The organism is Pseudomonas sp. GW821-FHT01C01, assembly GCF_059422645.1.
The window spans coordinates 205,401-221,633 of sequence record NZ_JBWKXF010000003.1; the positions used below are offsets into that span (position 1 = coordinate 205,401).

15 protein-coding genes are annotated in these 16,233 nt (G+C 58.9%); 7 read left to right on the forward strand and 8 right to left on the reverse strand.

All coding sequences use genetic code 11. The annotated features are described in order from the left end of the window. Positions 1 to 47: 47 nt before the first annotated feature. From AC07XF_RS03525 to AC07XF_RS03535, 3 genes are all read right to left on the reverse strand, one after another. Positions 48 to 494: an NUDIX hydrolase gene (locus tag AC07XF_RS03525; RefSeq protein WP_495025415.1), complete on the reverse strand. Its 447-nt coding sequence runs from the start codon at positions 492 to 494 to the stop codon at positions 48 to 50. A 214-nt stretch (positions 495 to 708) separates the two neighbouring features. Further along, positions 709 to 2,934 carry an NADP-dependent isocitrate dehydrogenase gene (locus AC07XF_RS03530; protein ID WP_495025416.1) on the reverse strand — a complete coding sequence of 742 codons (2,226 nt, stop codon included), beginning with the start codon at positions 2,932 to 2,934 and terminating at the stop codon, positions 709 to 711. Between the two features lie 327 nt (positions 2,935 to 3,261). Continuing rightward, positions 3,262 to 3,429 carry a hypothetical protein gene (locus tag AC07XF_RS03535; RefSeq protein WP_177318805.1) on the reverse strand — a complete coding sequence of 56 codons (168 nt, stop codon included), beginning with the start codon at positions 3,427 to 3,429 and terminating at the stop codon, positions 3,262 to 3,264. Here AC07XF_RS03535 and icd point away from each other — a divergent pair. Then, positions 3,428 to 4,684, forward strand: coding sequence for an NADP-dependent isocitrate dehydrogenase (icd, locus tag AC07XF_RS03540; RefSeq protein ID WP_495025417.1), 1,257 nt, complete (start codon positions 3,428 to 3,430; stop codon positions 4,682 to 4,684). The genes AC07XF_RS03535 and icd overlap by 2 nt on opposite strands. Before the next feature lie 80 nt (positions 4,685 to 4,764). Here icd and cspD read toward each other — a convergent pair whose 3' ends face one another. Then, positions 4,765 to 5,031, reverse strand: a complete 267-nt coding sequence (gene cspD / locus AC07XF_RS03545) for a cold shock domain-containing protein CspD (RefSeq protein WP_495025418.1) — start codon at positions 5,029 to 5,031, stop codon at positions 4,765 to 4,767. A gap of 224 nt (positions 5,032 to 5,255) precedes the next feature. On the opposite strand from cspD, the gene clpS reads away from it, so the two are divergent. Both clpS and clpA read left to right on the forward strand, forming a co-directional pair. Continuing rightward, complete coding sequence (gene clpS / locus AC07XF_RS03550; protein WP_015094394.1) at positions 5,256 to 5,618, forward strand: ATP-dependent Clp protease adapter ClpS; 363 nt, start codon at positions 5,256 to 5,258, stop codon at positions 5,616 to 5,618. A gap of 30 nt (positions 5,619 to 5,648) precedes the next feature. Further along, complete coding sequence (clpA, locus tag AC07XF_RS03555; protein WP_495025419.1) at positions 5,649 to 7,919, forward strand: ATP-dependent Clp protease ATP-binding subunit ClpA; 2,271 nt, start codon at positions 5,649 to 5,651, stop codon at positions 7,917 to 7,919. Positions 7,920 to 8,166: 247 nt separating this feature from the next. On the opposite strand, the gene infA is transcribed toward clpA, so the two are convergent. The 4 genes from infA to trxB form a co-directional block, all read right to left on the reverse strand. Beyond that, a complete protein-coding gene (gene infA / locus AC07XF_RS03560) occupies positions 8,167 to 8,385 on the reverse strand; it encodes a translation initiation factor IF-1 (RefSeq protein WP_002553999.1) in 219 nt (72 codons plus the stop codon). A 111-nt stretch (positions 8,386 to 8,496) separates the two neighbouring features. Continuing rightward, positions 8,497 to 9,204, reverse strand: coding sequence for an arginyltransferase (locus tag AC07XF_RS03565; RefSeq protein ID WP_495025420.1), 708 nt, complete (start codon positions 9,202 to 9,204; stop codon positions 8,497 to 8,499). 57 nt (positions 9,205 to 9,261) lie between these two features. Continuing rightward, a complete protein-coding gene (gene aat / locus AC07XF_RS03570; protein ID WP_495025421.1) occupies positions 9,262 to 9,942 on the reverse strand; it encodes a leucyl/phenylalanyl-tRNA--protein transferase in 681 nt (226 codons plus the stop codon). 62 nt (positions 9,943 to 10,004) lie between these two features. Next, positions 10,005 to 10,964, reverse strand: coding sequence for a thioredoxin-disulfide reductase (trxB, locus tag AC07XF_RS03575; RefSeq protein WP_495025422.1), 960 nt, complete (start codon positions 10,962 to 10,964; stop codon positions 10,005 to 10,007). A gap of 306 nt (positions 10,965 to 11,270) precedes the next feature. On the opposite strand from trxB, the gene AC07XF_RS03580 reads away from it, so the two are divergent. From AC07XF_RS03580 to crcB, 4 genes are all read left to right on the forward strand, one after another. After that, positions 11,271 to 13,682, forward strand: a complete 2,412-nt coding sequence (locus AC07XF_RS03580; protein ID WP_007986892.1) for a DNA translocase FtsK — start codon at positions 11,271 to 11,273, stop codon at positions 13,680 to 13,682. A 67-nt stretch (positions 13,683 to 13,749) separates the two neighbouring features. Beyond that, positions 13,750 to 14,373 (forward strand): outer membrane lipoprotein periplasmic chaperone LolA, encoded by a 624-nt coding sequence (gene lolA / locus AC07XF_RS03585; protein ID WP_007986890.1) that lies wholly within the window; start codon positions 13,750 to 13,752, stop codon positions 14,371 to 14,373. Positions 14,374 to 14,524: 151 nt separating this feature from the next. Beyond that, a complete protein-coding gene (locus AC07XF_RS03590; protein ID WP_277537973.1) occupies positions 14,525 to 15,847 on the forward strand; it encodes a replication-associated recombination protein A in 1,323 nt (440 codons plus the stop codon). Then, positions 15,847 to 16,221, forward strand: coding sequence for a fluoride efflux transporter CrcB (crcB, locus tag AC07XF_RS03595; protein WP_495025423.1), 375 nt, complete (start codon positions 15,847 to 15,849; stop codon positions 16,219 to 16,221). The genes AC07XF_RS03590 and crcB overlap by 1 nt, the downstream gene beginning before the upstream one ends. Positions 16,222 to 16,233 lie beyond the last annotated feature (12 nt).

Consider the following 16,233-nt stretch of genomic DNA (forward strand, 5'->3'; position numbering starts at 1 on the left):
AGTGTCTTGAAAAAGGACGCGATTCTAACAGGCTGGAGCCTGCATGGCTAAAGAGAAGGACGGATCAATTCAAGGCCGAAGTGAATGCCTGCCAGATAGTCGTCGATGCAGCGGATGATCAGCTCGCTGCGCCAGTTGCCGCGCTGTTCGATTAATTCCTCGCGGGTCAACCACTTGGCGCCGACGATGCCCTCGTCCAGTTGATAGTCTGCGTGGTGTTTGAGCGGTTTGGCAATGAAGCAGACCCGCTGGTAGGTCACGCCGTTGCTCGGGGCGGTGTAGAGGTAAATACCCAGTACGCCGGTCGGTTCGACGTCCCAGCCGGTCTCCTCGAGGGTTTCGCGCACGGCGGCTTCGGTCAGAGTTTCATCCGGGTCCAGGTGGCCGGCTGGCTGGTTGAGCACCGTTCGTCCGTGCTTGAGTTCTTCGACCATCAGGAAGCGGCCGTTGTCTTCGACGATGGTGGCGACGGTGATGTGGGGTTTCCACTCCATGAGATGCCTTCAATTTTGAATGTTGAAACACGAACCTTGTAGGAGCTGGCTTGCCAGCGAAGGCGGTGGGTCAGTCAGTGAAATGTTGAATGATAAACCGCTTTCGCTGGCAAGCCAGCTCCTACAGGTTTTGAGGTTCGGCAGATAGAGTTGTGTGCAGGCCACAAACAGAAACCCCGGCACTGGGCCGGGGCTTCTTTGCATCCTTACAACCTTACACCAGCGCAGCTACAGCCGCGTTGAAGGTTGCGCTCGGGCGCATGGCCTTGCTGATCAGCTCGGCGTCGGCATGGTAGTAACCGCCGATGTCCACTGGCTTGCCCTGGACGGCGTTGAGTTCGGCAACGATGGTCGCCTCGTTCTCGGTCAGGGTCTTGGCCAGGGTCGCGAACTGCGCTTGCAGTGCAGTGTCTTCGGTCTGGGCAGCCAGGGCTTGAGCCCAGTACAGCGCCAGGTAGAAGTGGCTGCCGCGGTTGTCGATGTTGCCGACTTTGCGCGATGGCGACTTGTTGTTGTCCAGGAACTGGCCGGTGGCCTGATCCAGGGTCTTGGCCAGAACCAGCGCCTTTGGATTGTTGTAGGTCACGCCCAGGTGTTCCAGGGACGCGGCCAGGGCCAGGAACTCACCCAGCGAATCCCAGCGCAGGAAGTTTTCTTCCAGCAACTGCTGAACGTGCTTCGGTGCCGAGCCGCCGGCGCCGGTTTCGAACAGGCCACCGCCGTTCATCAGCGGAACGATCGACAGCATCTTGGCGCTGGTGCCCAGTTCCATGATCGGGAACAGGTCGGTCAGGTAGTCGCGCAGTACGTTGCCGGTTACCGAGATGGTGTCTTTACCTTCGCGGGTGCGCAGCAGGGTGTACTTCATGGCGTCGACTGGCGACATGATCTGGATGTCCAGGCCGGCAGTGTCGTGATCCTTCAGGTAAGCCTGAACTTTCTCGATCACCACGCCGTCGTGGGCGCGCATCGGGTCCAGCCAGAAAATTGCCGGGGTGCTGCTGGCGCGAGCACGGTTGACGGCCAGTTTGACCCAGTCCTGGATCGGCGCGTCTTTGGTCTGGCACATGCGGAAGATGTCGCCGGCTTCAACCGACTGCTCCAGCAGCAGGTTGCCCTTGCTGTCGGTGACGCGAACAACGCCGTCAGCCTTGATCTGGAAAGTCTTGTCGTGGGAGCCGTACTCTTCGGCTTTTTTCGCCATCAGGCCAACGTTTGGCACGCTGCCCATGGTGGTCGGATCGAACGCGCCGTTAGCCTTGCAGTCTTCGATCACGGCCTGGTAGATGGTCGCGTAGCAGCGATCCGGGATCACAGCCTTGGTGTCGTGCAGCTGGCCGTCGGTGCCCCACATCTTGCCGGAGTCACGGATCATGGCCGGCATCGAGGCGTCGACGATAACGTCGCTCGGCACGTGCAGGTTGGTGATGCCTTTGTCGGAGTTGACCATCGCCAGGGAAGGGCGAGCGGCGTAGACCGCCTGGATGTCAGCTTCGATGGCCGCTTGCTGTTCAGCAGGCAATGCCTTGATGCGAGCGTACAGGTCGCCGATGCCGTTGTTCAGGTTGAAGCCGATCTGTGCCAGCACGTCAGCGTGCTTGGCCAGTGCGTCTTTGTAGAACTCGGCAACGATCTGGCCGAACATGATCGGGTCGGAGACCTTCATCATGGTGGCTTTCAAGTGAACCGACAGCAGCACGCCTTGTGCCTTGGCGTCTTCGATTTCGGCGGCGATGAAGCTGCGCAGGGCGTTTTTGCTCATGACCGCGCAATCGAGGATCTCACCGGCTTGTACGCTGGTCTTTTCTTTCAGGACGGTGGAGGTGCCGTCTTGAGCGATCAGTTCGATTTTCACGGCGTCAGCGGCGTCGATCAGGGCGGCTTTTTCGCTGCCGTAGAAATCGCCGGTGCTCATGTGCGCGACGTGGGACTTGGAGTCCTTGGCCCAGGCGCCCATTTTGTGCGGGTGCTTGCGTGCGTAGTTCTTGACCGACAGTGGAGCGCGGCGGTCGGAGTTGCCTTCGCGCAGAACCGGGTTCACGGCGCTGCCCTTGACCTTGTCGTAGCGCGCCTTGGCTTCTTTGTCGGCGTCGCAGGTCACGGTTTCCGGGTAGTCCGGCAGGTTGTAGCCCTGGGCTTGCAGTTCTTTGATCGCGGCTTGCAGTTGTGGAACCGAAGCGCTGATGTTCGGCAGCTTGATGATGTTGGCTTCAGGCGTAACGGCCAGGGCGCCCAGTTCGGCGAGGTGGTCGGCTACGGCTTTGTCACCCAGTTGCTCGGGGAAGCTGGCCAGGATGCGCCCTGCAAGAGAGATATCGCGGGTTTCAACGGCGATATCGGCCGAGGCGGTGAACGCCTCTACGATAGGCAACAGTGAATAGGTGGCGAGGGCAGGAGCTTCGTCGGTGAAGGTATAGATGATCTTCGAGCGGGTGGGCATATTCGGATTAACTCTCTCTTCTTTGCTAAAGCGTGCGCAGAAACTCGAGGGCGCCGGGTAAGCGCGTTCGTTCAAAGTCATCCATGAGCCGAATATCGAGGTTTCGTTGCTGTGATGTTGGGTGCATCAGTAGGGCGTCAAGCAGTCGGGCTGCGGTAACAGACCGGCTTATCGGGCGTAAACACTCATCGTAGAGCTGTTCCGCCCGTCGTGACCCTTTAGTCAGCGGCGGCATTATACATAGGTAGCTGGCAATCTGCCGATGGTTCATACGCAACGAATGTCGTCCATTGGTCTAAAGGTCGCAGGGGCGAGGAGGGCGTAAGGTCATTCGTCGTGCTTGAGTTTGGCGCTTTTCCCTTTGCTTTCAGGCTTGTAGCTCGCGAGTTGCAAGGCTTTGCGGCAGATGGATGGAACATAGGGTTTGCGCGCCGATTCAACTGGGTTACGCTCGAACCAAGCCAGATGTTCAATCCAATCAATGGAGTTCAGCATGGGTTACAAGAAGATTCAGGTTCCAGCCGTCGGCGACAAAATCACCGTCAATGCAGACCATTCTCTCAATGTTCCTAATAACCCGATCATCCCCTTCATCGAAGGCGACGGCATTGGTGTCGACATCAGTCCGGTCATGATCAAGGTTGTCGATGCTGCTGTTAAGAAGGCCTACGGTGGCGAGCGCAAGATTTCCTGGATGGAAGTGTACGCCGGGGAGAAAGCGACTCAGGTTTACGATCAGGACACCTGGCTGCCTCAGGAAACCCTGGACGCGGTCAAGGATTACGTGGTTTCCATCAAGGGCCCGCTGACCACCCCGGTCGGTGGCGGCATCCGTTCCCTGAACGTGGCCCTGCGTCAGCAGCTCGACCTGTACGTCTGCCTGCGCCCGGTGCGCTGGTTCGAAGGCGTGCCTAGCCCGGTCAAGAAGCCAGGCGATGTCGACATGACCATTTTCCGCGAGAACTCCGAAGACATCTACGCCGGCATCGAGTGGAAGGCCGGTACGCCGGAAGCCACCAAGGTCATCAAGTTCCTCAAGGAAGAAATGGGCGTTACCAAGATCCGTTTCGACGAGAACTGCGGTATCGGCGTCAAGCCGGTGTCCCTGCAAGGCACCAAGCGTCTGGCACGCAAGGCCCTGCAATATGTGGTCGACAACGATCGCGATTCGCTGACCATCGTGCACAAAGGCAACATCATGAAGTTCACCGAGGGTGCCTTCAAGGAGTGGGCCTACGAAGTGGCGGCGCAAGAGTTCGGCGCGACCCTGCTCGACGGCGGTCCGTGGATGCAGTTCAAGAACCCGAAAACCGGCAAGAACGTCATCGTCAAGGACGCCATCGCCGACGCCATGCTCCAGCAGATCCTGCTGCGCCCGGCCGAGTACGACGTGATTGCAACCCTGAACCTGAACGGCGACTACCTCTCTGACGCCCTGGCGGCAGAAGTGGGCGGTATCGGTATTGCGCCGGGCGCCAACCTGTCCGACACCGTGGCCATGTTCGAAGCTACCCACGGTACTGCACCGAAGTACGCCGGCAAGGACCAGGTCAACCCGGGTTCGCTGATCCTGTCCGCTGAAATGATGCTGCGCCACATGGGCTGGACCGAAGCGGCCGACCTGATCATCAAGGGCACCAACGGCGCGATTTCCGCCAGGACCGTGACCTATGACTTCGAGCGTCTGATGGAGGGCGCGAAGCTGGTTTCGTCTTCCGGCTTCGGTGATGCGCTGATCTCGCACATGTAAGAAAACGCAGGCACATAAAAACCGCCTGATTCAAGAACTTGAGTCAGGCGGTTTTTTTATGGCGGGATGGTGGTGCGGTCTTACACCGTAACGGTCTGTTGCACGGCGGATGTCATCGCTTTCGAAGCATCCACCGGATTGCCGATGTTGACCGCGTGCAGGCCTTTGGGGCCCTGGATGATGTCGAATACGACAGCTTGCCCGGCTTTCAGGGTTTTATAACCTTCCATCTGGATGGCCGAGTAGTGGGCAAACAGGTCCTCTGTCTTGCCGTCCTCGATGATGAAACCGTAACCCTTGGCATTGTTGAACCATTTGACCTTGCCGCTGACCTTGCCGCCTGACATACCCAACTCCCTCTGCAACAGACTCCATCACTGGAGTATCATCCAGTACATCCGCAGTCGAATCTGTAAATAAGATTGACTCCGCGGACCTTTTTTACCCACTGTGGGCTCTATTGGTTGTAACACCGTTTTGCCGATAGTCAAGCTGACCGGGCAGTCGGAGTTGAAAACGCTGATAGCCGCCCCCACCACTGTATTTGAACAACTGACGAACCTTTCTTTCCATGCATGCAATCAGCCAGATTCGACTAACATTCAATCAGGATCGCCCTGATTTACACGACGACGATTCCGCAGGCATTGCTGTTCAGGAGGCAAAGCCTGCACTTCAGGCGCCGCCGATGTACAAGGTGGTTTTGTTCAACGATGACTACACACCGATGGATTTCGTCGTCGAAGTGCTCGAGGTGTTTTTTAACCTGAATCGCGAGCTGGCGACCAAGGTCATGCTGGCCGTCCATACAGAAGGGCGGGCAGTATGTGGAGTGTTTACCCGCGACATCGCCGAGACCAAGGCCATGCAGGTCAACCAGTACGCCAGGGAAAGCCAGCATCCGCTACTCTGTGAAATCGAGAAGGACGGTTAATCGCCGACCACTTGGGTATGAGGTGAAGCTATGTTAAACCGCGAGCTCGAAGTCACCCTCAATCTTGCCTTCAAGGAGGCCCGTTCGAAGCGTCATGAGTTCATGACCGTCGAACACCTCTTGCTGGCCCTATTGGACAATGAGGCTGCCGCCACCGTTTTGCGTGCGTGCGGCGCAAACCTCGACAAACTCAAGCATGACCTGCAGGAGTTCATTGACTCCACCACGCCATTGATCCCGGTTCATGACGAGGATCGCGAAACCCAGCCAACCCTGGGCTTCCAGCGTGTACTGCAACGTGCTGTGTTTCATGTACAGAGCTCGGGCAAACGCGAAGTGACTGGTGCCAACGTGCTGGTCGCGATCTTCAGTGAGCAAGAGAGTCAGGCGGTGTTCCTGCTGAAACAGCAGAGCGTTGCCCGTATAGATGTCGTCAACTACATCGCCCATGGCATTTCCAAGGTGCCGGGGCATGGCGATCACTCTGAAGGTGAGCAAGATATGCAGGACGACGAGGGCGGTGAGTCTTCTTCCTCGGGCAATCCCCTGGATGCTTATGCCAGCAACCTCAACGAACTGGCGCGCCAGGGTCGTATCGATCCGTTGGTAGGTCGTGAGCTGGAAGTCGAGCGTGTCGCGCAGATCCTGGCGCGTCGTCGCAAAAACAATCCGCTGCTGGTGGGCGAAGCGGGCGTGGGTAAAACTGCGATTGCCGAAGGCCTGGCCAAGCGCATTGTCGATAACCAGGTGCCGGACCTACTGGCCAACAGCGTGGTTTACTCCCTTGATCTGGGGGCCTTGCTGGCCGGTACCAAGTACCGTGGCGATTTCGAGAAGCGCTTCAAGGCGTTGCTCAATGAACTGAAAAAACGTCCGCAGGCGATCCTGTTCATCGACGAGATCCACACCATCATTGGTGCGGGTGCCGCGTCCGGTGGTGTCATGGATGCCTCGAACCTGCTCAAGCCGCTGCTGTCCTCGGGTGATATCCGTTGCATCGGTTCGACCACCTTCCAGGAGTTCCGTGGCATCTTCGAGAAGGACCGTGCCTTGGCCCGGCGTTTCCAGAAGGTTGATGTGTCGGAGCCTTCCGTGGAAGACACCATCGGTATCCTGCGCGGTCTCAAAGGGCGCTTCGAGCAGCATCACAACATCGAATACAGCGATGAAGCCTTGCGCGCCGCTGCCGAACTGGCTTCGCGCTATATCAATGACCGGCACATGCCGGACAAGGCGATCGATGTGATTGACGAGGCGGGTGCCTACCAGCGCCTGCAGCCGATCGAGATGCGCGTTAAACGCATCGAAGTGCCTCAAGTCGAGGACATCGTCGCGAAAATCGCACGGATTCCGCCTAAACACGTCACCAGTTCCGACAAGGAGCTGTTGCGTAACCTTGAGCGTGACCTGAAGTTGACCGTGTTCGGTCAGGATGCCGCGATCGACTCGCTGGCAACCGCGATCAAGCTGTCCCGTGCCGGCCTCAAATCCCCTGACAAGCCTGTTGGTTCGTTCCTGTTCGCAGGGCCTACCGGTGTCGGTAAAACCGAGGCGGCGCGTCAGTTGGCCAAGGCGTTGGGTGTCGAGCTGATTCGCTTCGACATGTCCGAGTACATGGAGCGCCACACCGTATCGCGTCTGATCGGTGCACCTCCGGGTTATGTCGGATTCGATCAGGGCGGTCTGCTCACCGAAGCCATCACCAAGCAGCCACACTGCGTGCTGTTGCTCGATGAAATCGAGAAGGCGCATCCGGAAGTCTTCAACCTGCTGCTGCAGGTCATGGACCACGGTACGTTGACCGATAACAACGGGCGCAAGGCGGATTTCCGTAACGTGATCGTCATCATGACGACCAACGCCGGTGCCGAGACCGCAGCCCGCGCTTCGATCGGTTTCACCTATCAGGATCACTCGTCCGATGCGATGGAAGTGATCAAGAAGAGCTTCACGCCGGAATTCCGCAACCGTCTGGACACCATCATCCAGTTTGGTCGCCTCAGTCATGAGGTCATCAAGAGCGTGGTGGACAAGTTCCTTACCGAGCTTCAGGCGCAGCTGGAAGACAAGCGTGTGTTGCTCGAAGTCACCGATGCGGCCCGCAGCTGGCTGGCCGAAGGTGGCTACGACGCGGCGATGGGTGCTCGCCCAATGGCTCGCCTGATCCAGGACAAGATCAAGCGTCCGCTGGCGGAGGAGATTCTCTTTGGCGAACTGGCCGAACATGGCGGTGTGGTGCACATCGACATCAAAGACGGCGAACTGTCCTTCGAGTTCGAGACTACGGCCGAAATGGCCTGACGTTTAGAAGCAAAACAAAAAGGCGCCGAAAGGCGCCTTTTTGTTGCCTGCCAGAAATTGGGTTGTCGCCGTAGATTCCCTGTGGGAGCGGGCTTGCTCGCGAAGACGTCTGCACATACAACATTGATGCAAATTGACCCGCCGCTTTCGCGAGCAAGCCCGCTCCCACAGGGTTTGGTGTGATGGCAGCTAAATCGTGCACAAACAAAAACGCCCGGCATAGGCCGGGCGTCTTGTATTGACTTGATTAGCGAGCGCGGTAAGTGATGCGCCCTTTGCTCAAGTCATAGGGCGTCAGCTCGACGCGCACTTTGTCGCCGGTAAGAATACGGATGTAGTTCTTGCGCATCTTGCCGGAGATGTGCGCGGTTACGACGTGCCCATTTTCCAACTCCACGCGAAACATGGTGTTGGGCAGGGTGTCGACGACAGTGCCTTCCATTTCGAAGCTGTCTTCTTTCGACATGCAGTAAAGCCCTCGGTGTCCAGTGAATGGCCCGGTGCAACTGCGCCAGGCAAAAGCGGCGTGCATTGTGCCCGAAAAGTGGGGTTCAAGCCAAGGGGTTTAGGGTTCGCTCTAGTTCAGGACGACCCAGCGCTGGTTAACCAGCAGTTCAATGGGACGATACTGGGTCTTGTAGCTCATTTTTTTGCAGTTTTTGATCCAGTAGCCCAGATAGACCGCATCCAGCCCCAGTCGCCGGGCCTCGGCGATCTGCCAGAGGATGGCGTAGCGTCCCAGGCTGCGACGCTCTTCGTCGGGTTCATAGAAGGTGTACACCGCCGACAGACCGTTCGGCAGAAGGTCGGTGACGGCGATCGCCAGCAAGCGGCCGTCGAGACGGAATTCGTAGAACCGGGAAAACGGCAGGTCGCGCACCAGGAACGTGGAAAACTGATCGCGGCTGGGCGGGTACATGTCGCCGTCGGCATGGCGTTGTTCGATATAGCGCTGATAAAGATCGAAATACTCTTCGTTGAAGCTTGGCTTGGCGGGGCGTACCTGCAAGTCGGCGTTGCGCTTGAAGATGCGTTTCTGCTGACGGTTGGGGCTGAATTGCACTACAGGAATGCGCGCTGGAACACACGCATTGCAATTCTGGCAGTGCGGCCGGTAGAGATGATCGCCACTGCGCCGGAAACCCATCTCTGACAGGTCTGCATAGACATGCACATCCATGGGCTGGCTAGGGTCGAGGAACAGGGTCGTGGCCTGCTCCTCAGGCAGATAACTGCAAGAGTGCGGCTGAGTGGCATAGAACTTCAAACGCGCCAACTCGGTCATGATCAACCCTCGGGATAATGCTTTTGAATAAGTGTAAGCCACGCGCGCAAATGTCGCTCAGCAAACCCAATTGGCGCTGCTGGGCTGGTCCAGATACTGCGCGAGGTAATTGGCAAAGTCGCGGCGAGGAATTGCCCGCGCTCCCAGGCTGTGCAGGTGATCGGTGGGCATCTGGCAATCGATCAACACAAAACCTGAGTCTTTCAGATGTCGAACCAGTGTGGCAAAGCCGAATTTCGAGGCGTTGTCAGCGCGGCTGAACATGGACTCGCCGAAAAACAACCGGCCCATCGCCAGGCCATACAGCCCGCCGACAAGTTCGTCGTCGTCCCACACTTCCACCGAGTGGGCGTGACCACGCCGGTGCAGCTCTATGTAGGCGTCCTGCATCGCGTCGGTGATCCAGGTGCCGTCGGCGTAATCCCGGGGAGCTGCGCAGGCGCGGATGACGGCGGCGAAGTCCTCGTCAAAGCTCACTTGATAGCGTTGCTGGCGCAGCAGTTTGTTCAGGCTGCGCGAGACGTGCAATTCGTCGGGAAACAAAACCGTGCGCGGGTCCGGAGACCACCAGAGGATCGGCTGGCCTTCGGAAAACCATGGAAAACACCCGTGGCGATAGGCGTTGATCAGTCGATCAGCGGACAGGTCACCGCCGGCAGCCAGCAACCCGTTGGGGTCGCGCATGGCTTTTTCCAGTGGTGGAAAGGTCAGGGAGTTGCGTTGTAACCAAGTCAGCATGGCGTCCGGGCTTGCAGAAGGGGAGGGCAGTGGCGGGTGTTGACCCGCCATAAAGTTTGCCTTCAAACGACAGGAATGTCGTCGAGGTATTTTTCGGCGTCAAGTGCCGCCATGCAACCAGCCCCGGCAGACGTAACGGCCTGGCGATAAACGTGGTCGGCCACGTCGCCGGCAGCAAACACGCCTGCAATCGCCGTGGCGGTGGCATCGCCTTCGCTGCCTCCCTTGACCAGCAGGTACCCGTCACGCATTTCCAGTTGGCCCGTGAACAGGTCGGTGTTGGGTTTGTGGCCAATGGCGATAAATACGCCGGCCAGTGCGAGCTCCGTGGTTTCACCTGTGTGGCTGTCGCGCAGGCGGGCGCCGGTCACACCGCTGGCATCGCCGAGCACTTCGTCCAGATTCTGGTTCCAATGCAGGCGGACGTTGCCGTTGGCGGCTTTTTCGAAGAGTTTGTCCTGGAGGATTTTCTCCGAGCGTAGCTTGTCGCGCCGATGGACCAGGTGCACTTCTTTGGCGATGTTCGACAGATACAACGCTTCTTCGACCGCCGTGTTACCGCCGCCGACCACTGCGACCACCTGGTTGCGATAAAAGAATCCGTCACAGGTCGCGCAGGCCGAAACCCCTTTGCCGGCAAACGCTTCTTCCGACGGCAGGCCCAGGTATTGCGCGGAAGCGCCGGTGGCAATGATCAGTGCGTCGCAGGTGTAGGTTCCGCCGTCGCCGATCAGCTCGAACGGCCGTTGTTGCAACTTGGCAGTATGGATGTGGTCGTAAACGATCTCGGTGGCAAAGCGCTCGGCGTGTTTTTGCATGCGGTCCATCAGGACGGGCCCGGTCAGGCCTTCGACGTCGCCTGGCCAGTTATCGACTTCGACGGTGGTGGTGAGCTGGCCACCTGCCTGTATGCCGGTAATGACAACGGGTTTGAGGTTGGCACGGGCGGCATAAACGGCTGCGCTGTAACCGGCGGGACCGGAGCCCAGGATAATCAGGCGTGAATGCTTCGCTTCGCTCATAAAAACACCTCATAAGCCTTTGTCACCAAAGAGAATGCATGCTCAAATTGAACGGCATGTCATGTGCTGTTGACTATGCTACACCCAAGGGTCTCAAGCATGGCGTCGTGCGTACAAACCCGTACAATGCCTTGCGTGTTACATATATTCAGTGCGCGGCGTGTTTATAAAAACCGAGGCGCAGTGTTAAAAGTAGTCCCGGTTACGCGTGTTAACTTTTTACCTGCCTGGATTGGGCAGTTTTTTTGGCAGTTTTTATAGACATTCACCAGATGGACGCGCCCATGGCGCAGGAAAAGAAGCGTTTTGAAGAAATCCACCGCAGCACCTAAACCAGCCGTCGTTCCGCTCTGGCGCCAGCACTTGCACTACCGACTCAAGGAAGGTGCGCTGATCGCCATCGGTGCCTTGTGCCTGTTCCTGATGATGGCCTTGTTGACCTATGGCAAGGATGATCCGGGCTGGAGTCATAACAGCAAGATCGACGATGTGCAGAACTTCGGCGGGCCCGCGGGCTCCTACAGCGCCGATATCCTGTTCATGGTGCTGGGTTACTTCGCCTACATCTTCCCGTTACTGTTGGCGATCAAGGCTTACCAGATCTTCCGTCAGCGTCACGAACCGTGGCAGTGGAGCGGTTGGCTGTTCTCCTGGCGCCTGATCGGCCTGGTATTCCTGGTGCTGTCGGGTGCCGCCCTGGCCCATATCCATTTTCATGCCGCGACCGGTCTGCCGGCCGGTGCGGGCGGTGCGCTGGGCGAAAGCCTCGGCGACCTGGCCAGGAATGCCCTGAATATCCAGGGCAGCACGTTGCTGTTTATCGCGTTGTTCCTGTTCGGTCTGACCGTGTTTACCGACCTGTCGTGGTTCAAGGTGATGGACATCACCGGCAAGATCACCCTCGACCTGTTCGAACTGTTCCAGGGCGCGGCCAATCGCTGGTGGGCGGCCCGTACCGAGCGCAAACAACTGGTTGCCCAGTTGCGTGAGGTCGACGACCGTATGGATGAAGTGGTCGCGCCGACCGTCACCGACAAGCGCGAGCAGGCCAAGGTCAAGGAGCGCCTGATCGAGCGTGAGCAAGCCCTGAGCAAGCACATGTCCGAACGCGAGAAGCAGGTGCCGCCAGTGATTGCGCCCGCGCCGCCAAAGCCTGCCGCACCGAGCAAACGCGTCGAAAAAGAGAAACAGGCACCGCTGTTCGTCGACAGCGCCGTGGAAGGCACCTTGCCGCCGATCTCGATTCTCGATCCTGCGGAAAAGAAACAGCTCAATTACTCGCCTGAATCCCTGGCTGCGGTTGGCCACTTGCTGGAAATCAAGCTCAAGGAATTCGGCGTTGAAGTCGCAGTGGATTCGATCCACCCGGGCCCGGTGATTACCCGTTACGAAATCCAGCCGGCTGCCGGCGTCAAGGTCAGCCGCATCTCCAACCTGGCCAAAGACCTGGCCCGTTCCCTGGCCGTGACCAGCGTGCGGGTGGTGGAAGTGATTCCGGGCAAGACCACGGTCGGTATCGAGATTCCCAACGAAGACCGGCAGATCGTGCGTTTCTCCGAGGTGCTGTCGACCCCCGAGTACGACAACTTCAAATCCCCGGTCACCCTGGCCCTGGGTCACGACATCGGCGGCAAGCCGGTCATCACCGACCTGGCGAAAATGCCGCACTTGCTGGTGGCCGGTACCACCGGTTCCGGTAAATCGGTGGGTGTGAACGCGATGATCCTGTCGATTCTGTTCAAGTCCGGCCCGGAAGACGCCAAGCTGATCATGATCGACCCGAAAATGCTTGAACTGTCGATCTACGAAGGCATTCCGCACCTGTTGTGCCCGGTGGTCACCGACATGAAGGACGCCGCCAACGCCTTGCGTTGGAGCGTTGCCGAGATGGAGCGACGCTACAAGCTGATGGCCAAGATGGGCGTACGGAACCTGTCGGGCTTCAACGCCAAGGTCAAGGAAGCCCAGGACGCAGGCGAACCGTTGAGCGATCCGCTGTACAAGCGTGAAAGCATCCACGACGAAGCGCCGCTCCTGCAAAAGCTGCCGACCATCGTGGTGGTGGTCGACGAATTCGCCGACATGATGATGATCGTCGGCAAGAAAGTTGAAGAGTTGATCGCCCGTATTGCGCAGAAAGCTCGTGCGGCCGGTATCCACTTGATCCTCGCGACCCAGCGTCCGTCGGTGGATGTGATCACCGGTCTGATCAAGGCCAACATCCCGACCCGCATGGCGTTCCAGGTATCGAGCAAGATCGACTCGCGGACCATCATCGACCAGGGCGGTGCCGAACAACTGCTGGGCCACGGTGACATGCTGTACATGCCGCCGGGCACCAGTCTGCCGATTCGTGTTCACGGTGCCTTCGTTTCCGACGATGAGGTTCACCGCGTGGTGGAAGCCTGGAAACTGCGTGGCGCGCCGGAATACAACGACGACATTCTCAATGGCGTTGAAGAGGCGGGCAGTGGCTTTGAAGGCAGCAGCGGTGGCGGCGACGGCGACGATCCCGAGGCCGACGCGCTGTATGACGAAGCAGTGCAGTTTGTCCTGGAAAGCCGTCGCGCCTCCATTTCCGCCGTTCAGCGCAAGTTGAAAATCGGCTATAACCGCGCCGCGCGCATGATCGAAGCCATGGAAATGGCCGGGGTTGTGACGTCCATGAACACCAACGGTTCGCGTGAAGTCCTGGCCCCGGGCCCGGTGCGCGACTGACCCAAGTATGAAAGGGGCGGCGCCCTTTGGCGCCGCTCGCACTCCCACGAATGTTATGAGGACTCCCATGCGTCTGATCCGCATGCTGTTGCTGCCGGCACTGGCTTTGACCACGCTCTCGGCTCACGCCGATGACAAGGACGTGGCGCGCCTGACCCAACTGCTGGAAAAATCCCAGACCCTGACCGCACGTTTCTCGCAACTGACCCTTGATGGCACCGGCACCCAGTTGCAGGAAACTGCCGGCGAGATGTCGCTGCAGCGTCCGGGCTTGTTCTACTGGCACACCGATGCACCGGCCGAACAGACCATGATCTCCGATGGCAAGAAAGTCACCCTGTGGGACCCGGACCTGGAACAGGCCACCATCAAGAAACTCGACCAGCGCCTGACCCAGACACCAGCGTTGCTGCTGTCCGGTGATGTGTCCAAGATCAGCCAGAGCTTCGACATCAGCGCCAAGGAAGCGGGCGGCGTGATCGATTTCACCCTCAAGCCGAAGACCAAGGACACCCTGTTCGACAGCCTGCGCCTGTCGTTCCGCAATGGTCTGGTTAACGACATGCAACTGATCGACAGTGTCGGCCAGCGCACCAATATCCTGTTCACCGGGGTGAAGGCCAACGAGCCGATCCCGGCTTCCAAATTCAAATTCGACATCCCCAAGGGTGCGGATGTGATCCAAGAGTAAAACGCCGAACCAGTGTAGGAGCGAGCTTGCTCGCGATAAACCCGAGCACGCCGCGGGGTGTCAGGCTTACAGCGTTATCGTTGGCGACCATCGCGAGCAAGCTCGCTCCTACAGGATCGGCATCAGTCCCAGTGAGGTTTCACAGATAGTCATGGATCTGTTTCGCAGCACCCCGATCGCCCAGCCCTTGGCCGCCCGCTTGCGTGCGGCCAATCTGGACGAGTACGTCGGTCAGGAACACGTGCTCGCTCGCGGCAAGCCCTTGCGCGAAGCGCTGGAGCAGGGTGCGCTGCATTCGATGATTTTCTGGGGGCCGCCGGGCGTGGGTAAAACCACCCTGGCGCGATTGCTCGCGGAAGTCTCGGATGCACACTTCGAAACGGTCTCGGCGGTGCTGGCCGGGGTCAAGGAGATCCGTCAGGCGGTGGAAATCGCCAAGCAGCAGGCCGCGCAGTACGGCCGCCGCACCATTCTGTTCGTCGACGAAGTGCATCGCTTCAACAAGTCCCAGCAGGACGCGTTTCTGCCTTATGTCGAGGACGGCACGCTGATTTTCATCGGCGCGACCACGGAAAACCCTTCGTTTGAACTCAATAACGCCTTGCTGTCGCGGGCGCGTGTCTATGTGCTCAAGAGCCTTGATGAAGCGGCCTTGCGCAAACTGGTGCAGCGCGCACTGACCGAAGAGCGGGGTCTGGGCAAGCGCAACCTGAGCCTCAGCGATGAAGGCTTCCAGATGCTGCTGTCGGCCGCCGATGGCGATGGCCGGCGCTTGCTCAACCTGCTGGAAAACGCCTCGGACCTGGCCGAGGACAACAGTGAAATCGGCACCGAGCTCCTGCAAAGTCTGCTCGGTGACACCCGCCGCCGGTTCGACAAGGGTGGCGAAGCGTTCTACGACCAGATTTCCGCGCTGCATAAATCGGTGCGTGGCTCCAACCCGGATGGCGCGCTGTATTGGTTTGCGCGGATGATCGATGGCGGTTGCGATCCGCTGTACCTGGCCCGGCGCGTGGTGCGCATGGCCAGCGAAGACATCGGCAACGCCGATCCACGTGCCCTGAGCCTGTGTCTGGCGGCGTGGGAAGTGCAGGAGCGTCTCGGCAGCCCCGAAGGTGAGCTGGCGGTGGCCCAGGCCATCACCTATCTGGCCTGCGCGCCGAAAAGCAACGCGGTGTACATGGGCTTCAAGACCGCACTGCGCGCTGCCGCCGAACACGGTTCGCTGGAAGTGCCGCTGCACCTGCGCAATGCGCCGACCAAGCTTATGAAGCAGTTGGGCTACGGCGATGAATACCGTTACGCCCACGATGAGCCGGACGCCTATGCCGCTGGCGAAGACTATTTCCCGGAAGAACTCGACCCGATCCCGTTCTATCAACCGGTCCCCCGTGGCCTGGAATTGAAGATCGGCGAAAAGCTCAACCACTTGGCGAAACTCGATCGTTTAAGCCCAAGGCAGCGGAGAAAGTAGTGCTTCCATTGATCGTTGCGGTTTCCGTCGGCGGGATTGCCGGCACGTTGTTGCGCTTCGCCACGGGCAACTGGATCAACGCGAATTGGCCGCGGCACTTCTATACCGCGACGCTGGCCGTTAATATCGTGGGCTGTTTGCTGATCGGTGTTCTATACGGTCTGTTTTTGATACGCCCGGAGGTGCCTTTTGAGATTCGCGCCGGGTTGATCGTCGGCTTCCTCGGGGGGCTGACGACTTTTTCATCCTTTTCACTGGATACGGTGCGCCTGCTGGAAAGCGGGCAGGTGCCGCTGGCCCTGGGCTATGCGGCGCTCAGCGTATTCGGCGGGCTGCTTGCCACCTGGGCCGGCCTGTCCTTGACCAAACTTTGATAAACGAGAAAC

Excerpts from the sequence above, each read along its gene's own strand:
- AC07XF_RS03525 (WP_495025415.1), bottom strand. The coding sequence starts at position 494 with ATGGAGTGGAAACCCCACATCACCGTCGCCACCATCGTCGAAGACAAC.
- AC07XF_RS03530 (WP_495025416.1), bottom strand. The coding sequence starts at position 2,934 with ATGCCCACCCGCTCGAAGATCATCTATACCTTCACCGACGAAGCTCCT.
- icd (WP_495025417.1), top strand. The coding sequence starts at position 3,428 with ATGGGTTACAAGAAGATTCAGGTTCCAGCCGTCGGCGACAAAATCACC.
- AC07XF_RS03535 (WP_177318805.1), bottom strand. The coding sequence starts at position 3,429 with ATGCTGAACTCCATTGATTGGATTGAACATCTGGCTTGGTTCGAGCGT.
- cspD (WP_495025418.1), bottom strand. The coding sequence starts at position 5,031 with ATGTCAGGCGGCAAGGTCAGCGGCAAGGTCAAATGGTTCAACAATGCC.
- clpS (WP_015094394.1), top strand. The coding sequence starts at position 5,256 with ATGCATGCAATCAGCCAGATTCGACTAACATTCAATCAGGATCGCCCT.
- clpA (WP_495025419.1), top strand. The coding sequence starts at position 5,649 with ATGTTAAACCGCGAGCTCGAAGTCACCCTCAATCTTGCCTTCAAGGAG.
- infA (WP_002553999.1), bottom strand. The coding sequence starts at position 8,385 with ATGTCGAAAGAAGACAGCTTCGAAATGGAAGGCACTGTCGTCGACACC.
- AC07XF_RS03565 (WP_495025420.1), bottom strand. The coding sequence starts at position 9,204 with ATGACCGAGTTGGCGCGTTTGAAGTTCTATGCCACTCAGCCGCACTCT.
- aat (WP_495025421.1), bottom strand. The coding sequence starts at position 9,942 with ATGCTGACTTGGTTACAACGCAACTCCCTGACCTTTCCACCACTGGAA.
- trxB (WP_495025422.1), bottom strand. The coding sequence starts at position 10,964 with ATGAGCGAAGCGAAGCATTCACGCCTGATTATCCTGGGCTCCGGTCCC.
- lolA (WP_007986890.1), top strand. The coding sequence starts at position 13,750 with ATGCGTCTGATCCGCATGCTGTTGCTGCCGGCACTGGCTTTGACCACG.
- AC07XF_RS03590 (WP_277537973.1), top strand. The coding sequence starts at position 14,525 with ATGGATCTGTTTCGCAGCACCCCGATCGCCCAGCCCTTGGCCGCCCGC.